Source organism: Avibacterium paragallinarum (assembly GCF_011765605.1).
Taxonomy (GTDB): Bacteria; Pseudomonadota; Gammaproteobacteria; order Enterobacterales; family Pasteurellaceae; genus Avibacterium; species Avibacterium paragallinarum.
In genome coordinates this window covers 2,155,001-2,178,366 of record NZ_CP050316.1, presented here as the reverse complement: position 1 = coordinate 2,178,366, position 23,366 = coordinate 2,155,001, and the positions used below count along the sequence as shown (strand labels likewise).

Genomic DNA, 23,366 nt, shown 5'->3' with positions numbered 1-23,366 from the left:
AATGATGTTATTCCGCGAAATATAATGACCCTCTTGATAACCCAAGAGGGCATTTTTTACGATAAAGAAGATTTAGCTTCAAATAAAACCTATCTATTTTATTTATCTTTCAAGCTCAATAAAAAGCCGCGGTAAATAGCAATAAATTGGCCTTTTTTATCGGCAAGCTCTTTTAGGTTTTTCGCATGTATTGCGATATGCATAAACCAGCCATTGAGTAAGTTTTTAAGCACATCATCATCATAAGCTTTAAGTTGGTTCTCTTGGATCAATTTGCTGACAATGGCGTTTACCTTACCAGTAATGTATTCAAGGCTAATTTTTTCAAGTTCATTCCAACCAATGATAGGCATCACTTCTTGGATAGGGATAAGGTTTTTATTATTATCAATAATATAATCAAGATAATGTTCAAATATACTTTCTAAGGCAGACCAACCATTTGTTAAATCAGTTTTTGTTGTGATGTAGGCATCAATCATAATTAATTGCTGCTTATAACAGGCACTGAGTAATTGTTTTTTATTTTTAAAGTGATGATAAAAGGCACCTTTGGTCACCAACGCTTTTCCCGAGATCTCATCTATTGAAACAGCTTGATAGCCTTTTTCAACAAACAATATTCGTGCTGAGTTAACCAGTGATTGATAGGTACTCTTAAAATTTTCTTGTTGATGATTTTTATTTTCCATGATAGATTTAAAATAACATACCGTCAGTATGTTTATGGTATCATGATGATGTGGTCGTGACAATCTTAAGAACATTTAGGTTATTTTATGTATATTGAACAGCATTCTCGCTATCAAAATAAAGCTAATAACATCCAATTAAGATATGATGATAAGCAGTTTCATACAACGGTTATCAAAGATGTTCTATTATGGATTGAACATAATTTAGATCAGTCTTTACTGCTTGATGATGTGGCGAATAAAGCGGGTTATACCAAGTGGTATTTTCAGCGGCTGTTCAAAAAAGTAACAGGGGTCACACTGGCTAGCTATATTCGTGCTCGTCGTTTGACGAAAGCGGCTGTTGAGTTGAGGTTGACGAAAAAAACTATCCTTGAGATCGCATTAAAATATCAATTTGATTCCCAACAATCTTTTACACGTCGATTTAAGTACATTTTTAAGGTTACACCAAGTTATTATCGGCGTAATAAATTATGGGAATTGGAGGCAATGCACTGAGAGATCCCCTCATAATTTCCCCAAAGCGTAACCATGTGTGAATAAATTTTGAGCTAGTAGGGTTGCAGCCACGAGTAAGTCTTCCCTTGTTATTGTGTAGCCAGAATGCCGCAAAACTTCCATGCCTAAGCGAACTGTTGAGAGTACGTTTCGATTTCTGACTGTGTTAGCCTGGAAGTGCTTGTCCCAACCTTGTTTCTGAGCATGAACGCCCGCAAGCCAACATGTTAGTTGAAGCATCAGGGCGATTAGCAGCATGATATCAAAACGCTCTGAGCTGCTCGTTCGGCTATGGCGTAGGCCTAGTCCGTAGGCAGGACTTTTCAAGTCTCGGAAGGTTTCTTCAATCTGCATTCGCTTCGAATAGATATTAACAAGTTGTTTGGGTGTTCGAATTTCAACAGGTAAGTTAGTTGCTAGAACCCATGGCTCCTTTGCCGACGCTGAGTAGATTTTAGGTGACGGGTGGTGACAATGAGTCCGTGTCGAGCGCTGATTTTTTCGGCCTTTAGAGCGAGATTTATACAATAGAATTTGGCATGAGATTGGATTGCTTTTAGTCAGCCTCTTATAGCCTAAAGTCTTTGAGTGACTAGATGACATATCATGTAAGTTGCTGATAGGTTTCCAGTTTTCCGCTCCTAGGTCTGCATATTGTACTTTTCCTCTTACTCGACTTAACCAGTACCAACCCAGCTTCTCAACGGATTTATACCATGGCACTTTAAAGCCAGCATCACTGACAATGAGCGGTGTGGTGTTACTCGGTAGAATGCTCGCAAGGTCGGCTAGAAATTGGTCATGAGCTTTCTTTGAACATTGCTCTGAAAGCGGGAACGCTTTCTCATAAAGAGTAACAGAACGACCGTGTAGTGCGACTGAAGCTCGCAATACCATAAGCCGTTTTTGCTCACGGATATCAGACCAGTCAACAAGTACAATGGGCATCGTATTGCCCGAACAGATAAAGCTAGCATGCCAACGGTATACAGCGAGTCGCTCTTTGTGGAGGTGACGATTACCTAACAATCGGTCGATTCGTTTGATGTTATGTTTTGTTCTCGCTTTGGTTGGCAGGTTACGGCCAAGTTCGGTAAGAGTGAGAGTTTTACAGTCAAGTAATGCGTGGCAAGCCAACGTTAAGCTGTTGAGTCGTTTTAAGTGTAATTCGGGGCAGAATTGGTAAAGAGAGTCGTGTAAAATATCGAGTTCGCACATCTTGTTGTCTGATTATTGATTTTTCGCGAAACCATTTGATCATATGACAAGATGTGTATCCACCTTAACTTAATGATTTTTACCAAAATCATTAGGGGATTCATCAGGGTTAAATAGGTTTATTTGCTCTAAAACCTCAGTGTTGCCCAGTCTTGATGATTGGGCTTTTTTTATTACATTTTATTTTGAGAAAACCATTGTAAGCTATAACCCTATTTTATTTAATGAGGTACTTATCACATTTTAGAGGTTATCATAATGTATAAATCAAAATATTGGCTATTTGATATGGATATTTCCTCAGGGAAAATGATAAAAAATCCTCGTTATAGTAAAAAACTCTCACAGCTATCAGAGGTAATTATTTCTAACATTAGAGGATTAGATGAAAAAGAAAATAGTCTTTATTTGAATTATTGGACATATCGTCTTTATGATGATGTTATTGTTCATGTATTGGATTTTATGACGCTGTCTTATGACCTTGTTTATACATTAACATTGACTGAGAGCGATACTATTTATTTTCAACCACATTCTTTTACATCAAATCAAGGAGATATTACTTTAATAGATGCGGTTGATGCGAATGGATTGATCCATTATCTTAACCAGTCAATGAGAAAGAACAGTATTCAACTTATTTTTTCTTTTTTAGGTATGAATAAGTAAATAAACAAAACAGATTAAGGTCAGTTATATTAAATAGGTGGATTGAATACTTACTTCCATTTTTCTCAAATGTTTTAGGCTCAATATCCTCTTGGTTTGGAATAAAAAATATTCTAAATTGTTTTTCTGAGTAAGTATTCGTTTTTATATGATCTAATAAAGCTCGTTTGTAACGATAGTTATCCAGTACATTTTGAGAGATCTTTAGATAGATAGGTAATCTATTATACCCATTAGGTTTTTGATTTTCCCATATTGTTTCAATAAATTGACAATGTATCCCTTCATTTGTTTGTTTTAAAATAGCATTTCCCATATAGACGCAATGTTTTTTATACTCAATCCCTTTTCTTATGCCATAAAAATATTGATACAAATATTTGATTGAAGAGCCTTCAACTTTAAGGGGAAGTTTCTTAAACATAGTATTCGATAATTTATTTTTACTGTCTAAATAGGACTCGACCAATCTTACTAATTGGGTTGTTTTAGCATATCGGCTGTAAGGCTTTTGACTGATTTCTCTAAGATCTTCCTGTCGAGAATCGCAGTTACTGGCTCTAGATTGGGTATGTGAAGAACTTGTCGCTGAGGGCAGATCTCGTTGTGTAAAATTAAACTCATCAACATAATCATTTAATTTGGCTCGTTCTTTTCTTAGTTTAAACTCATCAGAGGTTTCTCCAGGAAGCTGATGGTTAAGATCATGAGACAAATAACAGTCACTACAATGTAATTCTTTTTGACCAGGTGATGTTCGATAGTGTGGAGGATTACGATGATCATCTGAAGGATGTATTTGATAGTTTACTCCTACAATTTTTATTCCCTTCGCTTTGCAGCTTTCTGTCGAGCATAAAAAGTCAAAACGCTTCCAATGAGATTGATTTAAAAATTCTGTTCTTGCTTCTGTAATAGGAACATCTCGTTTTAGTTGAATACAGTATGCGACTTGTATTGGCATAAATTCATTCCCTTAACAACATAATAAGTAATTGTTAGTGATTTATTCAATTGATGTAATAACGATTAATTTAAATCTTAATGTTCAGAAAATAAACTGTCAAGAAAGTGGATTTAATTTTAGTGAGGTAATGATGAAACTATTTCTATGCGAAAAACCCAGTCAAGGACGGGATATTGCAAAAGTGCTTGGTGCAACACAAAAAGGGGAAGGGTATTTATCAACCGCTGATGGCACAATCGTTGTGACTTGGGCAAGAGGGCATTTAGTTGAGCAATTCTCGCCAGAACAATACGATCCCGCATTTAAGGCGTGGCGATTAGATACCCTCCCGATTATTCCTTCCCAATGGCAAGTTTCCCCTAAACCCGATGCAAAAAAAGAATATAAAACCGTGATGACATTGCTGAAAAAAGCACGCACGGTAGTAATTTCAACCGATATTGATCGTGAAGGAGAAACGATTGCCCGTGAGTTATTAGACATCGCGGGGTATCGTGGACATATTCAGCGGTTATGGATCACCGCATTGGATGAGGTCAGTGTGCGTAAAGCCCTCAGCCAGCTTAAAACCAATGAAGAAACCTTGCCACTTTATTATGCTGGGCTTGCCCGTAGTCGGGCAGATTGGTTAATTGGAATGAATTTTAGTCGAATGTTTACCCTTTTGGCACAACAACAAGGCTATCAAGGTCCGCCGCTTTCGGTAGGACGAGTGCAAAGCCCTACATTGGCTCTCGTGGTGAATCGAGATAAGGAAATCGCGAATTTTGTGCCAAAATCTCATTATGCCCTGCTCGTTCAAGTAAGCTCTGACAATGCGACCTCTTTTGCTGCAACGCTTTTTGTACCAGAGCAATATTGTGATGAAGAGGGGCGTTGTTTAGAGATAAAGGTTGTTCAGGAGGCTGAACAACAGATTCGTCAAGCGGGTCAAGTGTGCGTGCAGAATGTCGAAACAAAGCGGGAAAAAGAAAGTCCGCCGTTACTTTTTGCATTAAGTGATTTGCAGGCTGAATGTAATCGCCTTTATGATTTAGGAACGCAACAAGTGCTTGATATTGCACAATCCCTTTATGAAAAACATAAAGCAACCACCTATCCGCGTACGGATTGCGGCTATCTCCCTGAAGCACAATTACTTGAAGTGCCTCAGGTCATCAGTAGCCTAATGCAGTCAGATCCTAAGTTACAGCCTTTGCGAACGCAGCTTAATTTGAGCCAAAAATCCCGTGCGTGGAATGATAAAAAAATTACCGCTCACCACGGGATTATTCCCACAACACAGCCCGTCGATATTACCAAAATGGATGAGAATGAGTTTAAGGTTTATGACTTAATTCGTCGTCGTTATCTCGCTCAATTTCTACCGCACTTTGAAGTGGATAAAACCCAAATTCGGTTATCTTGTGGAGAGCATCAATGCCTTGCCAAAGGTCAAGTAGTTGTGGTTGCGGGTTGGAAAGCCTTGTTTCGTTCGTCTAAAGAAGCACAGGGAGAGAAACAAGGTTTGCCAATACTGAATAGTGGACAAATATTGAGGGTGATGAAGACGGAAGTAAAATCACTTAAAACCACGCCACCTGCACACTATACAGAAGGCACCTTGCTCACGGCAATGGTGAATGTTGCCCGTTTTGTTACCGATGAACGGCTAAAGAAACAATTACGCGAAACGGAGGGGTTGGGAACAGAAGCCACTCGAGCCAGTATTATGAAAACCCTTTATGATCGTGGTTATATCAAGAAAAAAGGGAAATCCATTGTGGCGACAGAGGCTGGTGTGATGTTGATTGATAATTTACCAACGGTATTAAAAGATCCTGGTTTAACGGCATTGTGGGAACAAGCCTTAAACCAAATTGCCGAGAACCAAATGAGCTTGCAAGGATTTATGCAAAAGCAAGAACAGTTTATTCGGCATCTTATTCAAACCTGTGGGCATCAAGGTATCAAAATGGGCAATATAGCCATTAAAAAATGCCCGCAATGCGGTAAGGGACTTCGAAAAATGAAAGGGAAAAATGGGGATTTCTGGGGGTGTACGGGCTATCCACAATGCAAATATATTGAATCAAACACCAAGAAAAAATCTTCTGCCAAAAAAGCAGCGCCGATTAACCTTTCCCAACAATTTGCAAATTTGCGTCAATCCGTCAAATAAGGTAGTATGGCAGCCAACAGTAAGCCGTTTTAACATTGTCGGTTATCAATGTTATGCCGAAATACCCTTAGCACTCTGAAAGAGGGTTCAGTGATATTGGGAGTGTGTGTTTTATCTTTTTATCGACAATCGCGTGATTGCTAAGTCGTCATCGCATTTTATTAAGTGTTATGACGACTTAGCAATACGTTGTTTCTTTATCCTAGCCAGAGCCCACTGGTGAAAAATTGGGTGCCCTTTGTATCGATTGAGATGCCTCCGTTATACTGATTAAAGACCACAATGTAATCAGGTAGATGCGATAAGAAATCAAACATTGTAACGAAGATGGGAAGATTTCAATCATCCATTTATATTGGTCTGTCATTCACACAATTTTTTCAAATTGTTATCTTAAAAAGTAAATAAGCCATAAGTGAATTGTTCATTTATGGCTTATTTACTTTTGGAACAAAATTCTTTTCTATTAATATTTAATTCTTTCTATACGCGAGAGGCGATTTTGCGGTTTAATGTGGGCATTAAGTCGCTACGTTGTAGCCCTTAAAAGTTGCCAAACACTTGAAAGAGCAACGGACTAGCCCGATGTGGTAGTTGTGTTAATACCAGCCGAAATGTCATCAGCATTCTGAAAGATGACGCTGTGAAAACAGGAATGCTGCCTCATCTGTTAACCCTGGCGGGGAACATTTTTCCCGTGTTGGGTAAGGATGTTTCTCCGCTTTTTTTATTTTTACTTTAGGAGAAACATTATGTCTAACTCATCTACACACAAAAATTTCTTTGACCTTCATACTCAAGGTTTAGGCTACTTGAACAATATCCGTTTAGTGGAGCCGAAAAAAGGAACGCCTTTCTACTCTTGTGATATTGCTGCATTAGTAGGGGAATCATCTCAGCCTGAATACCGTTTTTTCAACTGTAATGTGGTTGGAAAAGATACGGCAAATCTGGTTAAACGTTGTCAAGATGCTGTAAATGCTAACAAAAAAGTCCTGATCGCCTTTGTGATGTCAGACCTTTGGTTTGATACGTTTACCTATCAAAAAGACGGTAAAAATCACAAGAAAGGTGATACAGGCGTGGCATTGAAAGGTCGCTTGATTAATATCAAAATGATTAAAATTGATGGTGAACTCAAATATTCTAGCTCTACTGAAGCAAAAACAGAACATGTTGAAGATGCCAATGTAGAATTAGCCACACCAAACGCTTAATCATTACACTCAACGGAAAGACTGGCACGCTTGTCAGTCTTTTTCTTTATCCTCATTTTTCTTTTTGGAAGGAGAATACAATGAAACAAGGTATTTATGTTAACGGAAAATCTGTATTTACTCAGATTGCCTACGGCGATGTGAAAAATATGGTTGTCTCATCACAAACTATTTCAATAGAAAATGGACAAGTGTCAATCCAAGCCCCACAGCTTACCATCGATGGTCAAGTGATTGTGCTTGAAAAAGCACCTGTCTTACACATCGAAGTTTTCGGTAATGTGAATCATATTGATGCTGGCAATGTCGCCGATATTGCGGTAACAGGTAATGTCGAACGCATTGAAACGGTCAATGGTGATGTGTCGATACACGGCGATGTGTCAGGTAATGTTAAAACCGTGAATGGTGATGTACAAGCACAACGGATACAGGGGGCAGTTAATACGGTTTCAGGTGATATTTATCGCGATGATTAACTGTTGATTGCCTGTTTTAACATTCACTCAACCCCACATAGGGAATGATGTCCCTTGTGGTGTCGTTCCCTTAATTTTATGAAAGGCGGTGAACGATATGTTTACTTTTAAGCGGAACCATCAATTTAACCATCGATGGAATCTCAAAACCCTTCGTCGTATCGGAGAAGATTTGCGTAAGGCGGGGGCGATTACTGGTGTCGGATTTGTTGGATTGGTTTTACCAAATGATAATATTGGATTGAGTGAGTCTTTGTTACTTGCACTATTTGGCATATTATCGTGGGGTATTGGCTTGTACCTAGAGTATGTAGTCGATACAATATCACCGAAATCACGACAGTCTTTCTATAAAAGAAATAGAAAGGCTAATCAACCATAGGAGGCGATATGAATGTATGGCTGATTGCAGCAATGGCAATAATTTTAGTGCCCGCTATCACCTTAGCCGCTTGGGTAACTTGGGATTATCGAGATATTTTGTTTGAAAACAAAAAAACACGAAAAACCCGTTAACTCTTCACATTAAATCAACCTATTTTTGAATAGGTCGGTTCCAACTTTACCCATAGGGGAATATTTTCCCTTGTGGGGCAGATATTCCCCATTTTATTAGGAGAATATCTTATGTCACTTAACACTTATGCAAAATTTGTCCCAAACGTATTTTTGGCGAAATGTGCTGAACCTCATCAACGAGGGGATATTGTCACGCTAACCAGTAAATATGGGAAAGAAACGGAAGTAGAAATCTATAACCTTGTGAAGCAACAAGATGACTTCTATTTTTATTCTTTTGTGCGTTGTGATGGAGTCAATCGTCAAACCCACGCCTTAAACAAAGCAGAACGCTATCAATATTGTGCAAATAACGCCCATAAGCGTAGTGAGCAATATTGTGAGGCAGCTAATGAAGGACGTGAGTTTTTAAGCCTCGGTGAACCCATTAAAGTGGGACATCATAGCGAAAGACGACATCATGCCTTAATTGAGCGTAATGCCAAACGTATGGATAAAGCGGTCGAAGAAATGCAAAAAGCCGAGCATTATGAGGATAAAATCCCCTATTGGCTAGAGCGTGCAGAAGTCATCGATTTATCTATGCCAGAAAGTCTTGCGTATTTTCAGTTTGAATTGGCAAAAGCCAAGGAAAATCATCAAGATTTGAAGGATAACCCAGAAAAACGCGAGCATAGCTATTCACTCACTTACGCCAAGAAAAAAGTCAATGAATTGGCGAAAAAAGTTGAGCTAGCTCAGCGGCTTTGGGGTTAATTGCATTTATCTTTAACGTTAAAAGTGCAGTGAAAATTGACCTCACTTTATTCACCCATAGGGGAAACATTCCCTTATGGGGCGTTTCCCTTTCATTTTTTATCAATTAAGGAGAAACACCATGACAACATTAACGGTAAACCAAGTTTTGGAAGCGGCTCAAATTTACGATGAAACCGTAAAAAATATTCAGCAACGATTCATCTATTTAACCTATAAACTCTGCGATCGTGTCAGTGAGTTGACGCATCTGTCCTCAGTGAAAGGGTTCTATCGTCAATTATCACAGTGCCAACGTGAAATTGAATGTGATGAATCAATGAGTATGGATTTTGCCTGTATTCAGGTGTTTGAGCCAGAACATGCTTGTTTTCAAAAAACAATGCAAAACCCAGCCTTTATTCAACAATGTCAACAATTGTTAAATGGCAGTCACGCACTTTTAGCTTTTGGGCGTCCATTCGAGCTCAAACCAACACACTGGGATTTTCAACTAATCTCAGAGCAGGCGTTAGAGGCAATGGAACAAATCAATGCACAAATGCGTAATTTCTCTTTTATTTCGCCAGGTAAAACGTACTGGGTAAAAAGTTTGCTCATTGAGCTTGAAAGCATTATGCACAAAGCTCAATGTGTCATTGAACTTGTAAAACAACGTGGTTTTGCTGAAGTGCCACAAAATCCGTGGGAATTATTGCAGCAATGGAAAAAGCAAGTTCATCGTTTGCTCAATGATGCCTTAATGCTCATTGAACAAGAAAAAGGACAAGTAGCTTTATCTGTACGAGCAAACTAATTATTACACCATCTTAACCCTAGAGGGAAATACTTCCCTTTAGGGTGTGTTTCTCTCTGATTGATTATTTAGGAGAAACACATATGTACTGCAATAATATTATGCCTGAACTCTATCTCCATTCTGTTAGCCAAAATTTAGCAGACTGGGAGGGTATTCTTTATCACTTTAATGCCACAATTGAAGATAGCGAGGTTTGGGAAGTGGCTCGAGGTTGTGAGGACATTCCTCATCTTGGCAATATTTACCAAAGCCTCGTTATTGGACGACTTGAAAGTCTCTTTTTTGAACAGATTAGTTTAGAGGAGGGCGATGAGCGAGTTAAGGTATTCACCTTTGTAAATGGTTTCGACAGCCATTTTTGTATTGATGGTGAAGCGATTAACACGCTTAATGCGTTTATGGCAAAAGTGGAAGAAATCAAATCTACATTGTACTTAAATTAATGAAAAATAGCGGCATAGGTCGCTATTTTTTTACCTTGTTTTAGTGATTCTTGTGTTCTCCCTTATTTTTAACCGTTGCCAAAAATGAATTTAGGATTTGTTTAGCAAAATTATCCCGTATAGTGAAAGATTGTTATTACCGTTATTGAGGAGTACTCACGTGGAAATTTTGTTTCGTCATCACAATCATTTATTTAGTTTATCTTTAAAAGAGATAATAGAAAGCCTCATTTGGTTGAAAGATAAAGGATTTGTCCCTCATATTCCTGAACAATGGATTAAACAAGTTGTTTGTGCTGTTGAGCCCTCTCGACATCAACCTTACATCTATTCACCTTGGTATGTACATATTTATCCCGTTCAGCATATCACCTTTCAATGCGATTATTGTGATGAAAATTTTGCTTTTCTGATACAGAAAAAATACTTTGATCTAACTTCAGCTTCACCAAAAAAGGCGATTTCCCATTTTACGTTTCCAATTACCCTGTTTTTGGATACCCTCAAAAAATTAGAAATTGGGGGGCAAATTCCTACGTTACCCATAAGTTTTTGGTTAAGATTAGCGGGGCGTTATGCAGATTTTGATTATTGGTATCAACATTAAACTGACCATCGCTTTTTATTACGTAATAAGTTTATTGGCAATAGCTAAGTAGTTATGCTGTCGTTTATCCTCATTCTTTTTTGAAAAAATCAATTTCTGGTAAAAGTCATAGTCGAATTGGATTTCTGTTGTCCACAATACATTGTTTAGAGGATTTTTCGGATCATCAAAGTCAAATTTATCTTTTTCTTCTGAAATTGAGTAGGTCATTTTTTCAATAATCTCCCCATTTTCTTTTGCGATAACTTTATGTGAATGAAAACAAAATGCGATGGTTGTAAATTTATTTGGCTTGTTTGTAATAATATAGCTAGATTCATTTTCAATGATTTCGATATCTTTACTTTGTCTTAAGGCACAAATTAATTCAGTTGCTTTCTCATATTTTTTTGAAATACGCTGTTGGTATAAAGATTGGCTGTTACTGAGATAAGCAAAAATCCAAGGCGTATTTCGTAAGTCTGCTCCCGTATAATATTGACCTTTACTAGACAGATAAGTGATTAACATTTTTTCTGCTAAGTTAGGTGTAATTTGGATACCTGTTGTTACCTTTAACAGATAAATTATCCGATCGAATTGTGTTTTTAGTTGGTTAAGAATTTGAATCGCTAAAGGAGAGGCGACATTTCTTCGCTGTGTACGAACATAATGCTGTCTGGCTCTGTATTTGCAACAGTGATAATCTTCCACATTATTCAATGCCAACCCCATGACGTTATAACCACAATGTTTTCCATATCGACGCTTGTCTTTGGGTTGTCTAATCATACCGATAAGTTCTATCGGGTTGTTACAACCAGGGCAAATTGCATAAGCGGTTAATATACCTTTGGGATTATGTTGATAATAGGGTGCTTTTCGTTGTGTCAGCCTCTCAAACTGTTCAGAATTATTTCCTATATGGTATTCTTTTTGGGTATTTATGCTTAGTTTATAAATTTTCATTATTCCTCCTCATCATATCCTTCTAATATAAAATATCATACTCATCGTTTTTAGGTATTTATTTCTATTGCCAAAATAAAAAATTATTCCACTTCCGTCTTATCTTCTCCATAGTAAAACCAATCGTCATTAATTCATCACACTATTGGAGAAGAACAATGAAAAAATCCGCTTTTTCACTTTTAATCGTGGGAGGGGTGAGTGCGACATTAATCGGCTGTGTTCAGCACCCCACTCAAAATCAAAATGGCTCTCCCTCTGTTGAAACGCATCCTTTGCCCGCTTCTCAAACGGTTATTGAAAAAAACGTTCAGCAGCCTTTGGTGAGATCAGAACAGGTGATCGTTCCTGATATTTATCAAACTGTTGATGAATCAACCACACAAATTATCCGTCAGGGGCGTTATACGCTCGTGAACACCTCACCAGAAGAGGGGCAGAAGTATTTGCTGGAGCAGATGGTGACGGTAAATATGTTACCAAAGAAAAAAAGCCCCAATGTAGTAACCGTTGGACAAGGTTTAACACGCACTTTATCTGGAACAGGGTTGCGTCTTTGTGCAGGCTCTCATTTTAATCAAACGGCATCGCTCTTTTCGTTACCGCTCCCTAAAGTTCATCGTCAATTTGGACCAATCAAACTTCGTGAAGCCCTCCAAATGTTGGCAGGTCCCGCCTACGCAATGACGTTAAATGCGTTTAATCGTACGGTGTGTTTTACACCGCGTGATAAGCCTATTGATGTGGAAACCAAACGTGTCGAAATCATTTCAACCACGACAGAAACTGAGGTGATCAATGAATAAATTGGCTCAGTGGGTTTCATTGTCTATCTTGGGGATAGGCATTTCGCTTCATGGAAATGCGGATCCCTTAACGCGTTCTTCGTCGTTACTTTCAGCAACGTCAAGCCACACGACAACCTTTGAAAAGCAGCTAGATACACATACCCTCACCCAATCCGAATTACAACAGAAAGCCCAAGAATGGGGATTGACCACTGAAGAATGGCAACGTTACCTTGAATTACAAAAAGGGGAGCGGGGAATATGGTCGCCGAATCTTGATCCCTTAACGACCTTGGGCATTGAAGCAAAAACCGAGGAAGAACGTACCCGATATGCTGAACTCTTAGCCCGTAAGATGTATGAACGTGTTGAACGGGAGCTTGCATTTCAGCGTGCCTATGATAAAGCCTTTGCCAAACTTTATCCTAATGAATTGCCGTTTGAGGTTGAACCGCATATTTCACAATCGGCTGGACGGGTGATTTATTTTACCCGTTTAGACAACTGTGCAAAATGTGAGGCGGATGTGAGCCGTATTCTTTCCCATGTGGGCAATAGCACCCCTGTCGATATTTATATCGTCGGCGGGAATGATAACGCGATTCGAGAATGGGCCAAGAAACATCACATTGATCCGATTAAGGTGAAAAAACGGTTAATTACCTTAAATCACGATACAGGTTATTGGTTGCAGTATGCGAAAGGCAAAATGCCCGCCGCATTTCAAATTCAACAGGACGGACAATGGCAATCACTCGTTTATTAGTGAGTATTTTTCTGTTGTGTACCTGTACGGTTTCAGCACAGGCGTTTAGTTTTGGTCAAGACATCGATCAAGATATCCATAATGCAGCACAGCATTATCAAGTGAGTGAGGCGATGTTAAGAGGTTTAGTAAAGATGGAAGATGGCTGGTATGGAAAACGTTCGCCAACAGGGGCATTAGGCGTTGGACAGTTTACGCAAAAAACGTGGAATTGGTTAGCACAGAGTACGCGAGGGAAAATGCTTGGAATGCGATTAATAACCCCCTCAAATCGTGGCACCAAATCCGATCCACGGCGTCATCACCGCACAAATACCTATGCCACTGCGTTATTAGCCCGTTGGCATTTGGAACAGTTTGCCTTACGCGGCATTAAACCGACTGATGAACATCTCTATCTTGCCCATAACATTGGTTTAGAGGGATTGCATCGAGCCTTGTTAGGGCGTGCGAATGCCGAAGATATTCGCAATATGCGTCGCAATGGTATGCGTAAAGGTATGTCGGTTGCGCAATTTCTTGCGTATCAAGGCCAGCGTTATCGACTGCATAAACACATTGCCAATAATCGAATCCATTTAAACGAACAAAACTATGCTTGGGTATCTCCTAAAAGTGCGGTGCAAAATCAAGCCATTTTTTGGGTTGAACCACAAGGTACACCGCTTGTTTGGGTTGAGCCAAAATAAATGATAAGGGAAATTTACGAGATTTGAAAAATGATGAATAAAAGAATGACTGCCATTATCAAATTTATTTTCAGCGTTGGGGTTTGTTTTCTCGTCGTTTATGGTTGTGTATGGCTGTATTTTTTCTCACCCGCTCATTTTGAGACAACGATAGTCCAATTAGCCAGATTGCAAGGTTATCCTTTAGCCTATCAAGCCTTATTTAATCAGATTTATTGGGTTACGCTACTCATTAGTTTGAATTTTGCGGCGATAGGTTATTTCATCTATGTGTGTTTTTTAAGGAGAAAATAAATGAACCGACTTCGTTCGCTCATGTTGAGTGCGATGTTTGTTTTCTGCACAAGTACCGTTTCGGCAGAATTGCCCGTTATTGCTGATTTAGGTGGTGAAAGTGCGGTGCGTTTTTATGAAGGAATTCAGCCTGAGGCGGATGAAAATACCTCTCATTTCCCGAATGCAATTCCCGATACCATTAGTGAGGCCGATATGCTCCCTGTGGTTTCCCATCGTTTAACCCCTGGCAAAGTTAATCCAATAGCCCTTGACTTGACAGGAATGTCGCCACTGTTTTTAGTGGGAGTAGATAACTTATCTCGTCAATGGCTTAAACAACATTATGACGTATTATTAGCCAATCAAGCAGTGGGATTAGTGGTGAATGTAGCAACCCTTGAGGAATTGACCGCACTACGCGAGCTTGCCCCAAATTTGCCATTATTACCAACCAGTGCGGACGATTTAAGCCGCCGTTTGAAGCTGAATCATTATCCTGCACTAATCACTGAAACAGGAGTATCACAATAATGGCATCGAAGTATTTATTAGAAGGGCTACTGCGTCCCCCTGTGGAATTTTATCCCGCTGCGGCTCACGCCGCTTGTGCCTATATTTGTGCGGTAGCACCTTGGTCTCTTGCCTTAAATCCGATGATTGGCTATGGACTTGCCGCAGGCTTTGGCGGGATCAGTTATTTTCGCTTTCGACAAGGGTGGCGTATTGTGCGTTACCATAGGAATTTAAAGCGATTACCTTATTATGCGTTAACTAGTCGTCAAATTCCTGTTAGTCAGAAATTTTTATTTCTTGGTCGAGGATTTGAATGGCAACCTGAACATACTCAGCGATTATATGATTGCTTTTCAGCAGAGGGAAAAAAATACCTTCGCCCATCTAAACTCTTTCTGCGTGCTAGAGAATATGAAAAACATCACGATAATGTGATCACCAAGTTCACCACCTCAGATTCTCCTTTTAATCCCGTCAGACCCTTACCGCCTGTTGAGGGAATTCCCGCTATTCACGGGATTGAAGTCAATGAAATTGATGTGATGCAGCCGTTAAATTCACGCGGTGGGCATACAGCAGTTTTTGGCACGACGGGGGTAGGGAAAACCCGTTTTGCTGAGGTCCTTGTTACGCAAGATATTCATCGAGGAAAAACGCAAGCCGAGCGTGAAGTGGTTGTCTTTTTTGATCCCAAAGGCGATCCCGATATGTTAAAACGGATGTATGCCGAAGCGAAACGGGCTGGGCGTGATAAGGAATTTTATATGTTCCATTTGGGCTATCCTGAACGTTCAGCACGCTATAACCCGATTGGACGCTTTGGGCGTGTTTCAGAGGTTGCAGGGCGGATTTCAGGGCAGTTAAGTGGCGCGGGTAATTCTGCCGCCTTTAAAGAATTTGCTTGGCGTTTTGTCAATATTGTTGCGAGAGCCTTGGTTGAAATGGGGGAACGCCCAAATTATTCGCAAATCTCTCGTTTTGTACAAAATATTGATTCTCTGTTTCTTAATTATGCGAAAACCTATTTTGATGCCCGTGATCCTGCACTTTGGCCACAGCTATTAAGCATTGCCGCAGGCGTTGATGTAAAAAATTTATCCTTTGGTATGAAAGACCGCCCACTGATTTGGGTGATCAATCAATATATTTTGGAAAATAAAATCTTCGATCCTGTGCTTGAAGGATTGGCGACGGCTGTACGTTATGATAAAACCTATTTTGATAAGATTGTGGCGTCATTATTACCGCTCTTGGAAAAATTGACCACGGGGAAAATCGAAGAGTTATTATCGCCAGACTATACGGATGTGAATGATGAACGACCAATTTTTGATTGGGAAGAGGTGATCCGTAAACGGGGCATTGTGTATGTTGGGCTTGATGCGCTTTCTGATGCCACGGTTGCAGCGGCGGTAGGTAATAGTATGTTTGCCGATCTCGTTTCAATGGCTGGACATATTTATAAGCACGGCGTAAATGAAGGATTACCTGAGACATTTGGCGGTTCAAATAAACCCGTAAAAATCAATTTACATTGCGATGAGTTTAATGAGCTAATGGGCGATGAATTTATCCCCCTTATCAATAAAGGACGTGGGGCAGGTATGCAAGTGACCGCCTATACCCAAACCATTGCCGATATTGAAGCCCGTTTGGGCAATCGTGCCAAAGCCGAGCAAACTATTGGTAATTTTAATACTTTGATTATGTTTCGGGTTAAATCGCCTGAAACCGCAAAATTGCTTACCGATCAACTGCATCGGGTGACGATTTTACAGAGTATGGTTACCTCTAGTGTGACCGACTCAAGCAATCCTGATGATGACAAAGCCTTTACCTCCAATACAGGAGAGCGGATTTCACAAAAAGAAGTGCCATTATTAGATGTGGCGAATGTCACCAACCTCCCTAAGGGGCAAGCATTTATTCTGATGAACGGGAGTACGTTATATAAAGTGCGAATGCCACTGCCTGCCATTGATAAAGACGATGTGATCCCCGCTTCGATGCAAGAACTTTTGGAGAAAATGCAAAAGCATTACCATGTGGCGACAAATTGGTGGGAGCCTGCGTTTAAGGAATATACTCCCTCAAAAGATATTGCGAGTTCATTTGAAGAGATGATTGCAGAAGAACGCATTGCCAAGGTAGAGGTGGATTGGGGTAACGATATAGATATGCCCGAAGAGGAAAGTGATGCCATTAGTCAAGTGGATACCGATGATGATATAGGAGAAGAAGAATGATGTTTGAAAATGAAACCAATGTGCTTGATTTACCGAATCAATATATTAATTTTGAGGAAGCCTTTGCGGTGTCAAGTGGGCTACCAAATGCTGAAGCGCTGCTTTTTTATCTCGAGCCCTATTTAAATAAATGGGTCGAAAGCCAAGATTCCGTGCATCAATTTGCCACAAAGTATGCCGATGAGGGCATCTCACTGTGGACAGCCAGTGATGTTCTTTTACGCGAAGAAGATATTGCAAAACAACGAACCTGCTTTTATTTGGTGTCAACGAAAAATGAGCAAGGTTACGTCCTTATTCACTGTCAGTTATCGCATAAGGAAGCACTTCAGTGAGTGAACAAACCTCAAGTTCAAGCAAGAAAAAGGGGCCTTGTCATACAGTTTCAGCCTTATTGGCTGCATTGTTTATCTCTCTATTATTAAGCATTCTCTTTGAATGGTTAGGGATTGCCTTTATTTGGCCTGAACAAGGTCATCGGCATAGCCAAGCGATGATGATTCAGGAATTAGGCTGGATTTCAGAAAGTGCAACACGCAGCCTCTTTGGTTATTCACCCAGTGAACTTGCCAATACGCTTACCTTGACGGTGCATGATTGGCTGTTTGTGAAAACAGGGTTTCAACCTTGGTTACAATCACCCAACAAACACAGTGATTGGGAATACCTGATTTACCATTATACGCGAGCCTATTTAGAGTCCATTATTTATGTGTCGATTACCTTTGTTGTGCGGTTGATTGTGATTATTTTTACCAGCCCGTTGTTTTTATTAGCTGCCTTTGCGGGCTTTACGGAGGGGTTAATGATGCGTGATTTGCGTAAATTTGGTTCAGGACGAGAATCAAGTTTTTTGTATCACCATGCAAGACGCTACATTAAGCCTGTGATGATAGGTTCTTGGGTACTTTATTTGTCTATTCCTGTTTCAGTTTACCCGAATATCATCTTAATTCCTGCCGCATTTTTATTTGGCTTATCTATTTGTATTACCGCAGCGAGCTTTAAAAAATATTTATAACCTCGCACTGTATAGAATGAAATTTGAAGGAAATAGCCAAGATTTCCTTCAAAATTTAAGCAAAACTTTTGATGTCTATTGATTGTGTGATGGAAATCATAAACGCCAATTTGATTACATGGAGTTTTTTTATGATGGCATTTTATCTGAGTATCATTTTAATTATGATGTGTGGTATGAATATGTTTGTAGGGATTACGCATCTCTTTCGAGAGACTCGTCAATACCTTTGGAGCGGTGTTTATTTTATGTTAGGAGGAGGTATGTTGGCGTTAGGATTGCATTTTCTGTCCCCGTTTTTGAAATATACGCACTGTTGAATTTCAGCGAAACGGTGTTTCCTTGATAGGTGAGTTCGTTAAATCAGAAAGTTCGGTTTCATATTGTAAGAGAATATCATTTAGTATTTTCTGTGAGCTTGCTCTCGTAACCCCTGTTTTGATTTTCTGTATCTCAGTTTCTAGCCAAGCTATACGAAAGTGACGGGATTTCTTAACGAGGTGAAATTCATCTGAAAAAACAATGTTGTTCACAAATGCACATACCCATTATTCTATTTTTATATGATGTAACAATAACCTATATGTCTTTAATTTTTTTCCTAAAAACTCTCTCAATTCTGAATAGAATTTCTCATTAAATTCCCATTGTGTTTTTGGCAACCTTAACCCGAATCAATTTAAGTTAAGGAGTTGTCGATGAATACGTTAGGAAAAAAAGTTTTACTCACCGTCTCTGTGTCTATGATGGCATTGACTGTACAGGCTTCCGAAAATGCCCAGTTAGCTCAGGCTATCAAGCAGCTTGAAGCCGCTCAGCATTCGCTTACGCGTGCGGAGGCTCTGGCTCAGACCTCGGAGAAAAACCGTGAATATTTTGATTATCAAGCTGCACGTCGAGATATTAATGCGATTAAAAGTGGCATTAATCAATATATCAATCCAACACGTGCCATTCCTCGCGATCCCAACGCCTCTCGTCGCTTGCAAGAAGATTACACCAAATTAAGACATTAAGGAGGACAGTATGGCAAGTGATTATACCCCGCTTAAGGCCTTTGAAATTGCCAGTGGCCTAAATGCCACAGAGCTTCGTGCCTTCTTTGCGATTATTTTCATCGCGTTGTTGCTGTTTGCTTATGTGTGGGCAATGAAAAAAGGTTATAGCGGGTTATTCAATGGGTTTAAGGGGGAAATCTTTGACTATTTAATATTGATTCTTAAAGGGGCAGCGATATTTATCGTTGTGGGAATATTTTTCTTTTCTTCGAGGTAATTATGACTCTTTTCCATTCTTTTTTTCAGCAAGTAAAACGCACTTGGCAATGGGGGGCACAGCGTTATTTGGCTTTTTCAGTTCTGTGTTTGGGAGCTGTACAAAATGCCTTAGCCGCGGGACCTGATGCGTCCAAAATTCCTGATTTTAAAATTCCTGGCGTGGATAGTAATACGACCGATCCGATGGAAATTATTTGGATTGTGGGCAAATCATTAGTCACCCTTGCAGCGGTATTATTTTCAGCTTGGTGTATCTATGCCGTTGTTAGAGCCTTAATTAGAACCTATACGCAAGCAACCGATGAAAACGATAAAAAAGGTTGGGGGCCCTTTATTACCGCTTTGATCATTGGTTTTATTCTGATTTTCTTCTCGCTCTGGTTGGTGAAAATGGCCGTTGGGCTTTTCTAATCTTATTTTGCTTACCCTTTGCTCACAGGATAGAGATATACCATGTCAAATCAAGAGGATATTCAATTTTTACCCACCCGACTTAATCGAGAAGCGACCGTGTACGGTGGAATGACAGTGCCTGAATTTGGTATTGCAGCAGCGATCGGATTTGGGGTTGGGTTGGTGATTGGCATTATGCTGTGGGCGATTGGGCTGTCTTGGATTCTTGCGCCTGCTCTTGCGATGTTAATGTGCATTATTTTTGTACTGATTGGCAAAGTGCTATTCGCCCGTTTAAAGCGGGGCAAGCCAGAAGCCTATTTAAACCGTCTGATTGAAGAGCGTATGGATTCGCTTTTAGGCGGCAATAAATTTATTCGGCGGGTCGGCTTTTGGGCCACTCGTCGTTCTTCAAAAGGACTGTTCTAAATGAGTAGATTGAAAAGTGAACTGAATCATAAAGATCGCCAATTAACCGTCGCCAAGATTGCGATCGTTTGCATCACCCTTATTTGTTTTGCCTTAATGTTTATTATTTACACCTTCCCAAGTACCTTGAAAATCTTACTTCCCCCTGATTTAAGGGCAGGCAGTCAGCGACCTTGGTGGGAAGTGCCTACATCAACCGTGTATGCCTTTGCCTATCAAACCTTTCAGCAGCTTAACCGCTGGACACTTGATGGGACACAAGATTACGAAAAAAACATTGAAGCACTTAAGCCCTTTTTAACGCCCTCTTGTGAAGCATTTTTGCAACAAGATTATGAGGATCGCCAACGTCATAGTGAATTGCGAGATCGTGTGCGTGGCGTGTATGAAATCCCAGGACGGGGATTTAGTGATGATCGTGTGATTGTCCATAGCCGAGATAGCTGGACGGTGAATTTGGATTTAAGTGTCGATGAGTATTACAAAGACGAACCTGTCAAACGTGTCTTAACTCGTTTCCCTATCAGTATTGTGCGAATGGATATTGATTCGCAGCGTAATCCTTGGGGGTTAGGTTTTAACTGTTATGCCTCCATACCCTTACGTTTAGAGGCAAGCGAGAGTGAGGAGAAAAAATAAATGAAGCGAAAAACCTTACGAAATTTGACCGCACTTTGTTGTGCTGTGATTGCGTGGAATGCTCAAGCCGAAATCTTAATGAAGTGGCAACGCCTCCCTTTGCCGATTGATTTGCAGGTGGAGAAAGAACGGGTCATTTTGGTCGATAAAAACGTCAAAGTGGGCTATCCAAAAGCCTTAGAGGGAAAAATCCGTTTACAATCCACAGGTGGGGCTGTGTATCTTAAAGCCTTAGAACCCTTTCCTACCGCACGGTTACAGCTCAAAGATATGCTGACCAACGAAATTATTTTGCTGGATATTACCGCAAAAGAAAAGGTGGCCAATCCTCAAGAAACCGTTCGCTTGCTTTATGAGGGAAAATTAGAAAATCAATCAGGCAGTCTAAATCAAGATGAAGAGGCAGAAGAGCAAGTTTCTGCCTCTCCTCAATTACCTGTACCTGCTGCCCTGACCCGTTATGCCGCCCAGATGCTTTATGCCCCAGTGCGTACGGTCGAATCCGTTCCAGGTATTCGCCAAATTGCACACGGCTTGCCGTCAAAAATCACCACGTTATTACCTGCATTACCCATCACTGCAACGCCATTAATGAGCTGGCAACTGGGTGATTATGTGGTTACCGCTATTCGCCTACAAAATAAAGGCGCCTCACGCCTTGACCTCGACCCGCGTGAGCTGCAAGGGCGTTTTTATGCGGCGACTTTTCAACATCATTGGTTGGGAGGTAGCGGTTCAACGGAAGATACAACAACCCTTTATTTGGTCACTGAAGGGCGACCAAATCAAGCTATCATTCCTGAATCGAAAAAATATGCGCCACCGAAAAAAGTCAAACGCACCAAAATTGTGGTGAAAAAAGTGATTGAGCAAACTCGCTCTGCAACAGTGAAGGAGGCACAAAATGAAAGCCAATAAGATGTTTATTGTCATTGGTGCAATTATTTTCCTTATGGTTGGTGGTGTATCCTATCTCTTATTTAGTGGTTCGTCATCGTCTTCAAGCACAAAACCCAGTGTGTTGGATACCGCACTTAAAGATCTGACCCCTGAAGAAATCCGTCAATTGGGTTTAGAGGGGGATACCAAAAATGACACGGTACGCACGTTAATTGGGGCGGCGAAAGAAAGTAACCGTCGTTATGAGAAAGTAATCTCGCAAAATGAAAAAATCCTCAAAGAAAATGAAACCTTGCGTAAACGTGAGCAAGATGTGCAGCAACAAGTAGATGAAGCAGTACAAAGCAAAACGCGAGAGCTACAAAATATGGTGGCGATACTTCGCGAAGAGATGTCGCAGTTAGTACAAGGTCGTACGTCCTCTAATGAGTCAACCACGTATCAAGGTAATACAACCAATGAGATTGGCGTTGAGGAGGATACTCCGCTTCCTATCGGAAATGGTCAAGGGGGAACGGGGACAGCGGAAAACGGACAGCGCGTTGAATGGGTTAATCCCGATGATCAAATCGAAGATGAACGTAACCCTGCTAAAATTGGCTTCCCAAACCTTAACGTATCCAATACCACATCGGGTAAAAAGGGATTACCTTTTATTTCAGGCAGTGATGAGAATGACCGTGGCACAACCTCTTCAAGTTCACCGAGTGGGAAACAAAAAAATAAAATTGCGGTTTACACGATCCCTGAAAATTCAACGTTGATGGGATCAACGTCAATGACCGCCTTATTAGGGCGTATTCCAATTGGTAATTCAGTGAATGACCCTTACCCGTTTAAAGCCATTATTGGACGAGATAATTTAATTGCTAATGGCATTGAACTACCAGACATCGAACAAGCCATTGTGTCAGGGACAGCGACAGGGGATTGGACCCTATCTTGCGTGCGTGGCGAGGTGAAAAGTTTGACCTTTGTGTTCAATGATGGGCGGATCGTCACCAGTGGTAAAGGAAATGAAAAAATTGGCTGGTTATCCGATCCACACGGTATCCCTTGCATTCCTGGGGAGCGAAAAACCAATGCCCCTGAATATTTAGGTACGCATTTCTTGTTGGCTGCCGCGGGCGCTGCCGCACAAGGTTACTCACAAGCTCAAACCACAACGGTGGTTGATGGCAACACGGTTGTCGGTGCGGTAACAGGGCAGCAAGGCAAATATGTGGTGGGCCAAGCACTAGGGCAAGGTATCCAAGAAACCGCAAATTGGTTTAAAGAGCGTTATGGACAGAATTTTGATGCCATTTATGTGCCACCTGGCCACCCTATTGCGATCCACATTGATAAAGCCATTGACATTGATTACGACCTCAAAGGACGTAAAGTGAAATATGCCCAATTTTCTCGTTCCTCTCAGCTTGATTAAGACTTCAATTAAGGAATTTGC

The 23,366-nt window shown here is 40.3% G+C and carries 29 protein-coding genes; 25 read left to right on the top strand and 4 right to left on the bottom strand.

Annotated features, from left to right (window positions below):
- Positions 1-98 precede the first annotated feature (98 nt).
- Entirely contained in the window at positions 99-692 is a 594-nt protein-coding gene (tetC, locus tag HBL79_RS10565; RefSeq protein WP_000428546.1) for a tetracyline resistance-associated transcriptional repressor TetC, read from the bottom strand.
- 87 nt (positions 693-779) lie between these two features.
- Here tetC and HBL79_RS10560 point away from each other — a divergent pair, with 87 nt between their 5' ends.
- On the top strand, positions 780-1,196 hold the full coding sequence (locus HBL79_RS10560; protein ID WP_000275180.1) for a helix-turn-helix domain-containing protein: 417 nt from the start codon (positions 780-782) through the stop codon (positions 1,194-1,196).
- Between the two features lie 9 nt (positions 1,197-1,205).
- Here the strand turns inward: HBL79_RS10560 and HBL79_RS10555 are convergent, their stop codons facing one another.
- Positions 1,206-2,414 carry an IS4-like element ISVsa5 family transposase gene (locus HBL79_RS10555; RefSeq protein ID WP_001339197.1) on the bottom strand — a complete coding sequence of 403 codons (1,209 nt, stop codon included), beginning with the start codon at positions 2,412-2,414 and terminating at the stop codon, positions 1,206-1,208.
- 258 nt (positions 2,415-2,672) lie between these two features.
- Here HBL79_RS10555 and HBL79_RS10550 point away from each other — a divergent pair, with 258 nt between their 5' ends.
- Entirely contained in the window at positions 2,673-3,086 is a 414-nt protein-coding gene (locus tag HBL79_RS10550; RefSeq protein WP_035686655.1) for a hypothetical protein, read from the top strand.
- Here HBL79_RS10550 and HBL79_RS10545 read toward each other — a convergent pair.
- Positions 3,055-4,050: a hypothetical protein gene (locus HBL79_RS10545; protein WP_035686652.1), complete on the bottom strand. Its 996-nt coding sequence runs from the start codon at positions 4,048-4,050 to the stop codon at positions 3,055-3,057. The genes HBL79_RS10550 and HBL79_RS10545 overlap by 32 nt on opposite strands.
- Positions 4,051-4,183: 133 nt before the next feature.
- Between HBL79_RS10545 and HBL79_RS10540 the strand changes: the two genes are divergently transcribed.
- The 8 genes from HBL79_RS10540 to HBL79_RS10510 all read left to right on the top strand — a co-directional run bounded on the left by HBL79_RS10540 (position 4,184) and on the right by HBL79_RS10510 (position 11,034).
- A complete protein-coding gene (locus HBL79_RS10540; protein WP_035686649.1) occupies positions 4,184-6,214 on the top strand; it encodes a DNA topoisomerase III in 2,031 nt (676 codons plus the stop codon).
- Between the two features lie 752 nt (positions 6,215-6,966).
- On the top strand, positions 6,967-7,431 hold the full coding sequence (locus tag HBL79_RS10535) for an STY4534 family ICE replication protein (RefSeq protein ID WP_035686646.1): 465 nt from the start codon (positions 6,967-6,969) through the stop codon (positions 7,429-7,431).
- Positions 7,432-7,511: 80 nt separating this feature from the next.
- On the top strand, positions 7,512-7,910 hold the full coding sequence (locus HBL79_RS10530; RefSeq protein WP_035686643.1) for a hypothetical protein: 399 nt from the start codon (positions 7,512-7,514) through the stop codon (positions 7,908-7,910).
- Between the two features lie 390 nt (positions 7,911-8,300).
- Positions 8,301-8,426: a hypothetical protein gene (locus HBL79_RS12555; protein WP_256730360.1), complete on the top strand. Its 126-nt coding sequence runs from the start codon at positions 8,301-8,303 to the stop codon at positions 8,424-8,426.
- Between the two features lie 111 nt (positions 8,427-8,537).
- A complete protein-coding gene (locus HBL79_RS10525) occupies positions 8,538-9,185 on the top strand; it encodes a DUF3560 domain-containing protein (protein WP_035686639.1) in 648 nt (215 codons plus the stop codon).
- A gap of 121 nt (positions 9,186-9,306) precedes the next feature.
- Positions 9,307-9,981, top strand: coding sequence for a hypothetical protein (locus HBL79_RS10520; RefSeq protein WP_035686637.1), 675 nt, complete (start codon positions 9,307-9,309; stop codon positions 9,979-9,981).
- A gap of 83 nt (positions 9,982-10,064) precedes the next feature.
- On the top strand, positions 10,065-10,427 hold the full coding sequence (locus tag HBL79_RS10515; protein ID WP_035686635.1) for a hypothetical protein: 363 nt from the start codon (positions 10,065-10,067) through the stop codon (positions 10,425-10,427).
- A 160-nt stretch (positions 10,428-10,587) separates the two neighbouring features.
- A complete protein-coding gene (locus tag HBL79_RS10510; RefSeq protein WP_035686633.1) occupies positions 10,588-11,034 on the top strand; it encodes a hypothetical protein in 447 nt (148 codons plus the stop codon).
- An 18-nt stretch (positions 11,035-11,052) separates the two neighbouring features.
- Here the strand turns inward: HBL79_RS10510 and HBL79_RS10505 are convergent, their stop codons facing one another.
- The gene (locus HBL79_RS10505) at positions 11,053-11,982 is read right to left on the bottom strand and encodes a hypothetical protein (protein ID WP_035686630.1); all 930 of its coding nucleotides are present in this window, start codon (positions 11,980-11,982) and stop codon (positions 11,053-11,055) included.
- A 158-nt stretch (positions 11,983-12,140) separates the two neighbouring features.
- Between HBL79_RS10505 and pilL2 the strand changes: the two genes are divergently transcribed.
- From pilL2 to HBL79_RS10430, 15 genes are all read left to right on the top strand, one after another.
- Positions 12,141-12,788 carry a PFGI-1 class ICE element type IV pilus protein PilL2 gene (pilL2, locus tag HBL79_RS10500; protein WP_035686628.1) on the top strand — a complete coding sequence of 216 codons (648 nt, stop codon included), beginning with the start codon at positions 12,141-12,143 and terminating at the stop codon, positions 12,786-12,788.
- Positions 12,781-13,536: a TIGR03759 family integrating conjugative element protein gene (locus HBL79_RS10495; protein ID WP_081637521.1), complete on the top strand. Its 756-nt coding sequence runs from the start codon at positions 12,781-12,783 to the stop codon at positions 13,534-13,536. Before pilL2 ends, HBL79_RS10495 begins: the two co-directional genes overlap by 8 nt.
- A complete protein-coding gene (locus HBL79_RS10490; RefSeq protein WP_035686626.1) occupies positions 13,515-14,225 on the top strand; it encodes a lysozyme family protein in 711 nt (236 codons plus the stop codon). Before HBL79_RS10495 ends, HBL79_RS10490 begins: the two co-directional genes overlap by 22 nt.
- A 30-nt stretch (positions 14,226-14,255) precedes the next feature.
- A complete protein-coding gene (locus HBL79_RS10485) occupies positions 14,256-14,519 on the top strand; it encodes a hypothetical protein (RefSeq protein ID WP_035686617.1) in 264 nt (87 codons plus the stop codon).
- On the top strand, positions 14,520-15,032 hold the full coding sequence (locus HBL79_RS10480) for an integrating conjugative element protein (RefSeq protein WP_035686610.1): 513 nt from the start codon (positions 14,520-14,522) through the stop codon (positions 15,030-15,032).
- The gene (gene traD / locus HBL79_RS10475) at positions 15,032-17,260 is read left to right on the top strand and encodes a type IV conjugative transfer system coupling protein TraD (RefSeq protein WP_035686607.1); all 2,229 of its coding nucleotides are present in this window, start codon (positions 15,032-15,034) and stop codon (positions 17,258-17,260) included. The genes HBL79_RS10480 and traD overlap by 1 nt, the downstream gene beginning before the upstream one ends.
- Entirely contained in the window at positions 17,257-17,595 is a 339-nt protein-coding gene (locus HBL79_RS10470) for a hypothetical protein (RefSeq protein WP_035686603.1), read from the top strand. Before traD ends, HBL79_RS10470 begins: the two co-directional genes overlap by 4 nt.
- Entirely contained in the window at positions 17,592-18,281 is a 690-nt protein-coding gene (locus tag HBL79_RS10465) for a TIGR03747 family integrating conjugative element membrane protein (protein WP_035686600.1), read from the top strand. Before HBL79_RS10470 ends, HBL79_RS10465 begins: the two co-directional genes overlap by 4 nt.
- Before the next feature lie 743 nt (positions 18,282-19,024).
- Entirely contained in the window at positions 19,025-19,297 is a 273-nt protein-coding gene (locus HBL79_RS10460; protein WP_370539169.1) for an integrative conjugative element protein, RAQPRD family, read from the top strand.
- A gap of 10 nt (positions 19,298-19,307) precedes the next feature.
- Positions 19,308-19,556 (top strand): DUF3262 family protein, encoded by a 249-nt coding sequence (locus HBL79_RS10455; protein ID WP_035686589.1) that lies wholly within the window; start codon positions 19,308-19,310, stop codon positions 19,554-19,556.
- Between the two features lie 2 nt (positions 19,557-19,558).
- Positions 19,559-19,969, top strand: coding sequence for a DUF2976 domain-containing protein (locus HBL79_RS10450; protein ID WP_035686585.1), 411 nt, complete (start codon positions 19,559-19,561; stop codon positions 19,967-19,969).
- Positions 19,970-20,011: 42 nt separating this feature from the next.
- Positions 20,012-20,380, top strand: coding sequence for a TIGR03750 family conjugal transfer protein (locus HBL79_RS10445; RefSeq protein ID WP_035686583.1), 369 nt, complete (start codon positions 20,012-20,014; stop codon positions 20,378-20,380).
- The gene (locus tag HBL79_RS10440; RefSeq protein ID WP_035686580.1) at positions 20,381-21,019 is read left to right on the top strand and encodes a PFL_4703 family integrating conjugative element protein; all 639 of its coding nucleotides are present in this window, start codon (positions 20,381-20,383) and stop codon (positions 21,017-21,019) included.
- Positions 21,020-21,937, top strand: a complete 918-nt coding sequence (locus tag HBL79_RS10435; RefSeq protein WP_035686577.1) for a TIGR03749 family integrating conjugative element protein — start codon at positions 21,020-21,022, stop codon at positions 21,935-21,937.
- The gene (locus HBL79_RS10430; RefSeq protein WP_035686575.1) at positions 21,924-23,345 is read left to right on the top strand and encodes a TIGR03752 family integrating conjugative element protein; all 1,422 of its coding nucleotides are present in this window, start codon (positions 21,924-21,926) and stop codon (positions 23,343-23,345) included. The genes HBL79_RS10435 and HBL79_RS10430 overlap by 14 nt, the downstream gene beginning before the upstream one ends.
- The last annotated feature ends 21 nt before the right edge of the window (positions 23,346-23,366 follow it).

Bases quoted from the DNA above. Each gene is read 5' to 3' on its own strand.
- tetC (WP_000428546.1), bottom strand. From the start codon at position 692: ATGGAAAATAAAAATCATCAACAAGAAAATTTTAAGAGTACCTATCAA.
- HBL79_RS10560 (WP_000275180.1), top strand. From the start codon at position 780: ATGTATATTGAACAGCATTCTCGCTATCAAAATAAAGCTAATAACATC.
- HBL79_RS10555 (WP_001339197.1), bottom strand. From the start codon at position 2,414: ATGTGCGAACTCGATATTTTACACGACTCTCTTTACCAATTCTGCCCC.
- HBL79_RS10550 (WP_035686655.1), top strand. From the start codon at position 2,673: ATGTATAAATCAAAATATTGGCTATTTGATATGGATATTTCCTCAGGG.
- HBL79_RS10545 (WP_035686652.1), bottom strand. From the start codon at position 4,050: ATGCCAATACAAGTCGCATACTGTATTCAACTAAAACGAGATGTTCCT.
- HBL79_RS10540 (WP_035686649.1), top strand. From the start codon at position 4,184: ATGAAACTATTTCTATGCGAAAAACCCAGTCAAGGACGGGATATTGCA.
- HBL79_RS10535 (WP_035686646.1), top strand. From the start codon at position 6,967: ATGTCTAACTCATCTACACACAAAAATTTCTTTGACCTTCATACTCAA.
- HBL79_RS10530 (WP_035686643.1), top strand. From the start codon at position 7,512: ATGAAACAAGGTATTTATGTTAACGGAAAATCTGTATTTACTCAGATT.
- HBL79_RS12555 (WP_256730360.1), top strand. From the start codon at position 8,301: ATGAATGTATGGCTGATTGCAGCAATGGCAATAATTTTAGTGCCCGCT.
- HBL79_RS10525 (WP_035686639.1), top strand. From the start codon at position 8,538: ATGTCACTTAACACTTATGCAAAATTTGTCCCAAACGTATTTTTGGCG.
- HBL79_RS10520 (WP_035686637.1), top strand. From the start codon at position 9,307: ATGACAACATTAACGGTAAACCAAGTTTTGGAAGCGGCTCAAATTTAC.
- HBL79_RS10515 (WP_035686635.1), top strand. From the start codon at position 10,065: ATGTACTGCAATAATATTATGCCTGAACTCTATCTCCATTCTGTTAGC.
- HBL79_RS10505 (WP_035686630.1), bottom strand. From the start codon at position 11,982: ATGAAAATTTATAAACTAAGCATAAATACCCAAAAAGAATACCATATA.
- pilL2 (WP_035686628.1), top strand. From the start codon at position 12,141: ATGAAAAAATCCGCTTTTTCACTTTTAATCGTGGGAGGGGTGAGTGCG.
- HBL79_RS10495 (WP_081637521.1), top strand. From the start codon at position 12,781: ATGAATAAATTGGCTCAGTGGGTTTCATTGTCTATCTTGGGGATAGGC.
- HBL79_RS10490 (WP_035686626.1), top strand. From the start codon at position 13,515: ATGGCAATCACTCGTTTATTAGTGAGTATTTTTCTGTTGTGTACCTGT.
- HBL79_RS10485 (WP_035686617.1), top strand. From the start codon at position 14,256: ATGATGAATAAAAGAATGACTGCCATTATCAAATTTATTTTCAGCGTT.
- HBL79_RS10480 (WP_035686610.1), top strand. From the start codon at position 14,520: ATGAACCGACTTCGTTCGCTCATGTTGAGTGCGATGTTTGTTTTCTGC.
- traD (WP_035686607.1), top strand. From the start codon at position 15,032: ATGGCATCGAAGTATTTATTAGAAGGGCTACTGCGTCCCCCTGTGGAA.
- HBL79_RS10470 (WP_035686603.1), top strand. From the start codon at position 17,257: ATGATGTTTGAAAATGAAACCAATGTGCTTGATTTACCGAATCAATAT.
- HBL79_RS10460 (WP_370539169.1), top strand. From the start codon at position 19,025: ATGATGGCATTGACTGTACAGGCTTCCGAAAATGCCCAGTTAGCTCAG.
- HBL79_RS10455 (WP_035686589.1), top strand. From the start codon at position 19,308: ATGGCAAGTGATTATACCCCGCTTAAGGCCTTTGAAATTGCCAGTGGC.
- HBL79_RS10450 (WP_035686585.1), top strand. From the start codon at position 19,559: ATGACTCTTTTCCATTCTTTTTTTCAGCAAGTAAAACGCACTTGGCAA.
- HBL79_RS10445 (WP_035686583.1), top strand. From the start codon at position 20,012: ATGTCAAATCAAGAGGATATTCAATTTTTACCCACCCGACTTAATCGA.
- HBL79_RS10440 (WP_035686580.1), top strand. From the start codon at position 20,381: ATGAGTAGATTGAAAAGTGAACTGAATCATAAAGATCGCCAATTAACC.
- HBL79_RS10435 (WP_035686577.1), top strand. From the start codon at position 21,020: ATGAAGCGAAAAACCTTACGAAATTTGACCGCACTTTGTTGTGCTGTG.
- HBL79_RS10430 (WP_035686575.1), top strand. From the start codon at position 21,924: ATGAAAGCCAATAAGATGTTTATTGTCATTGGTGCAATTATTTTCCTT.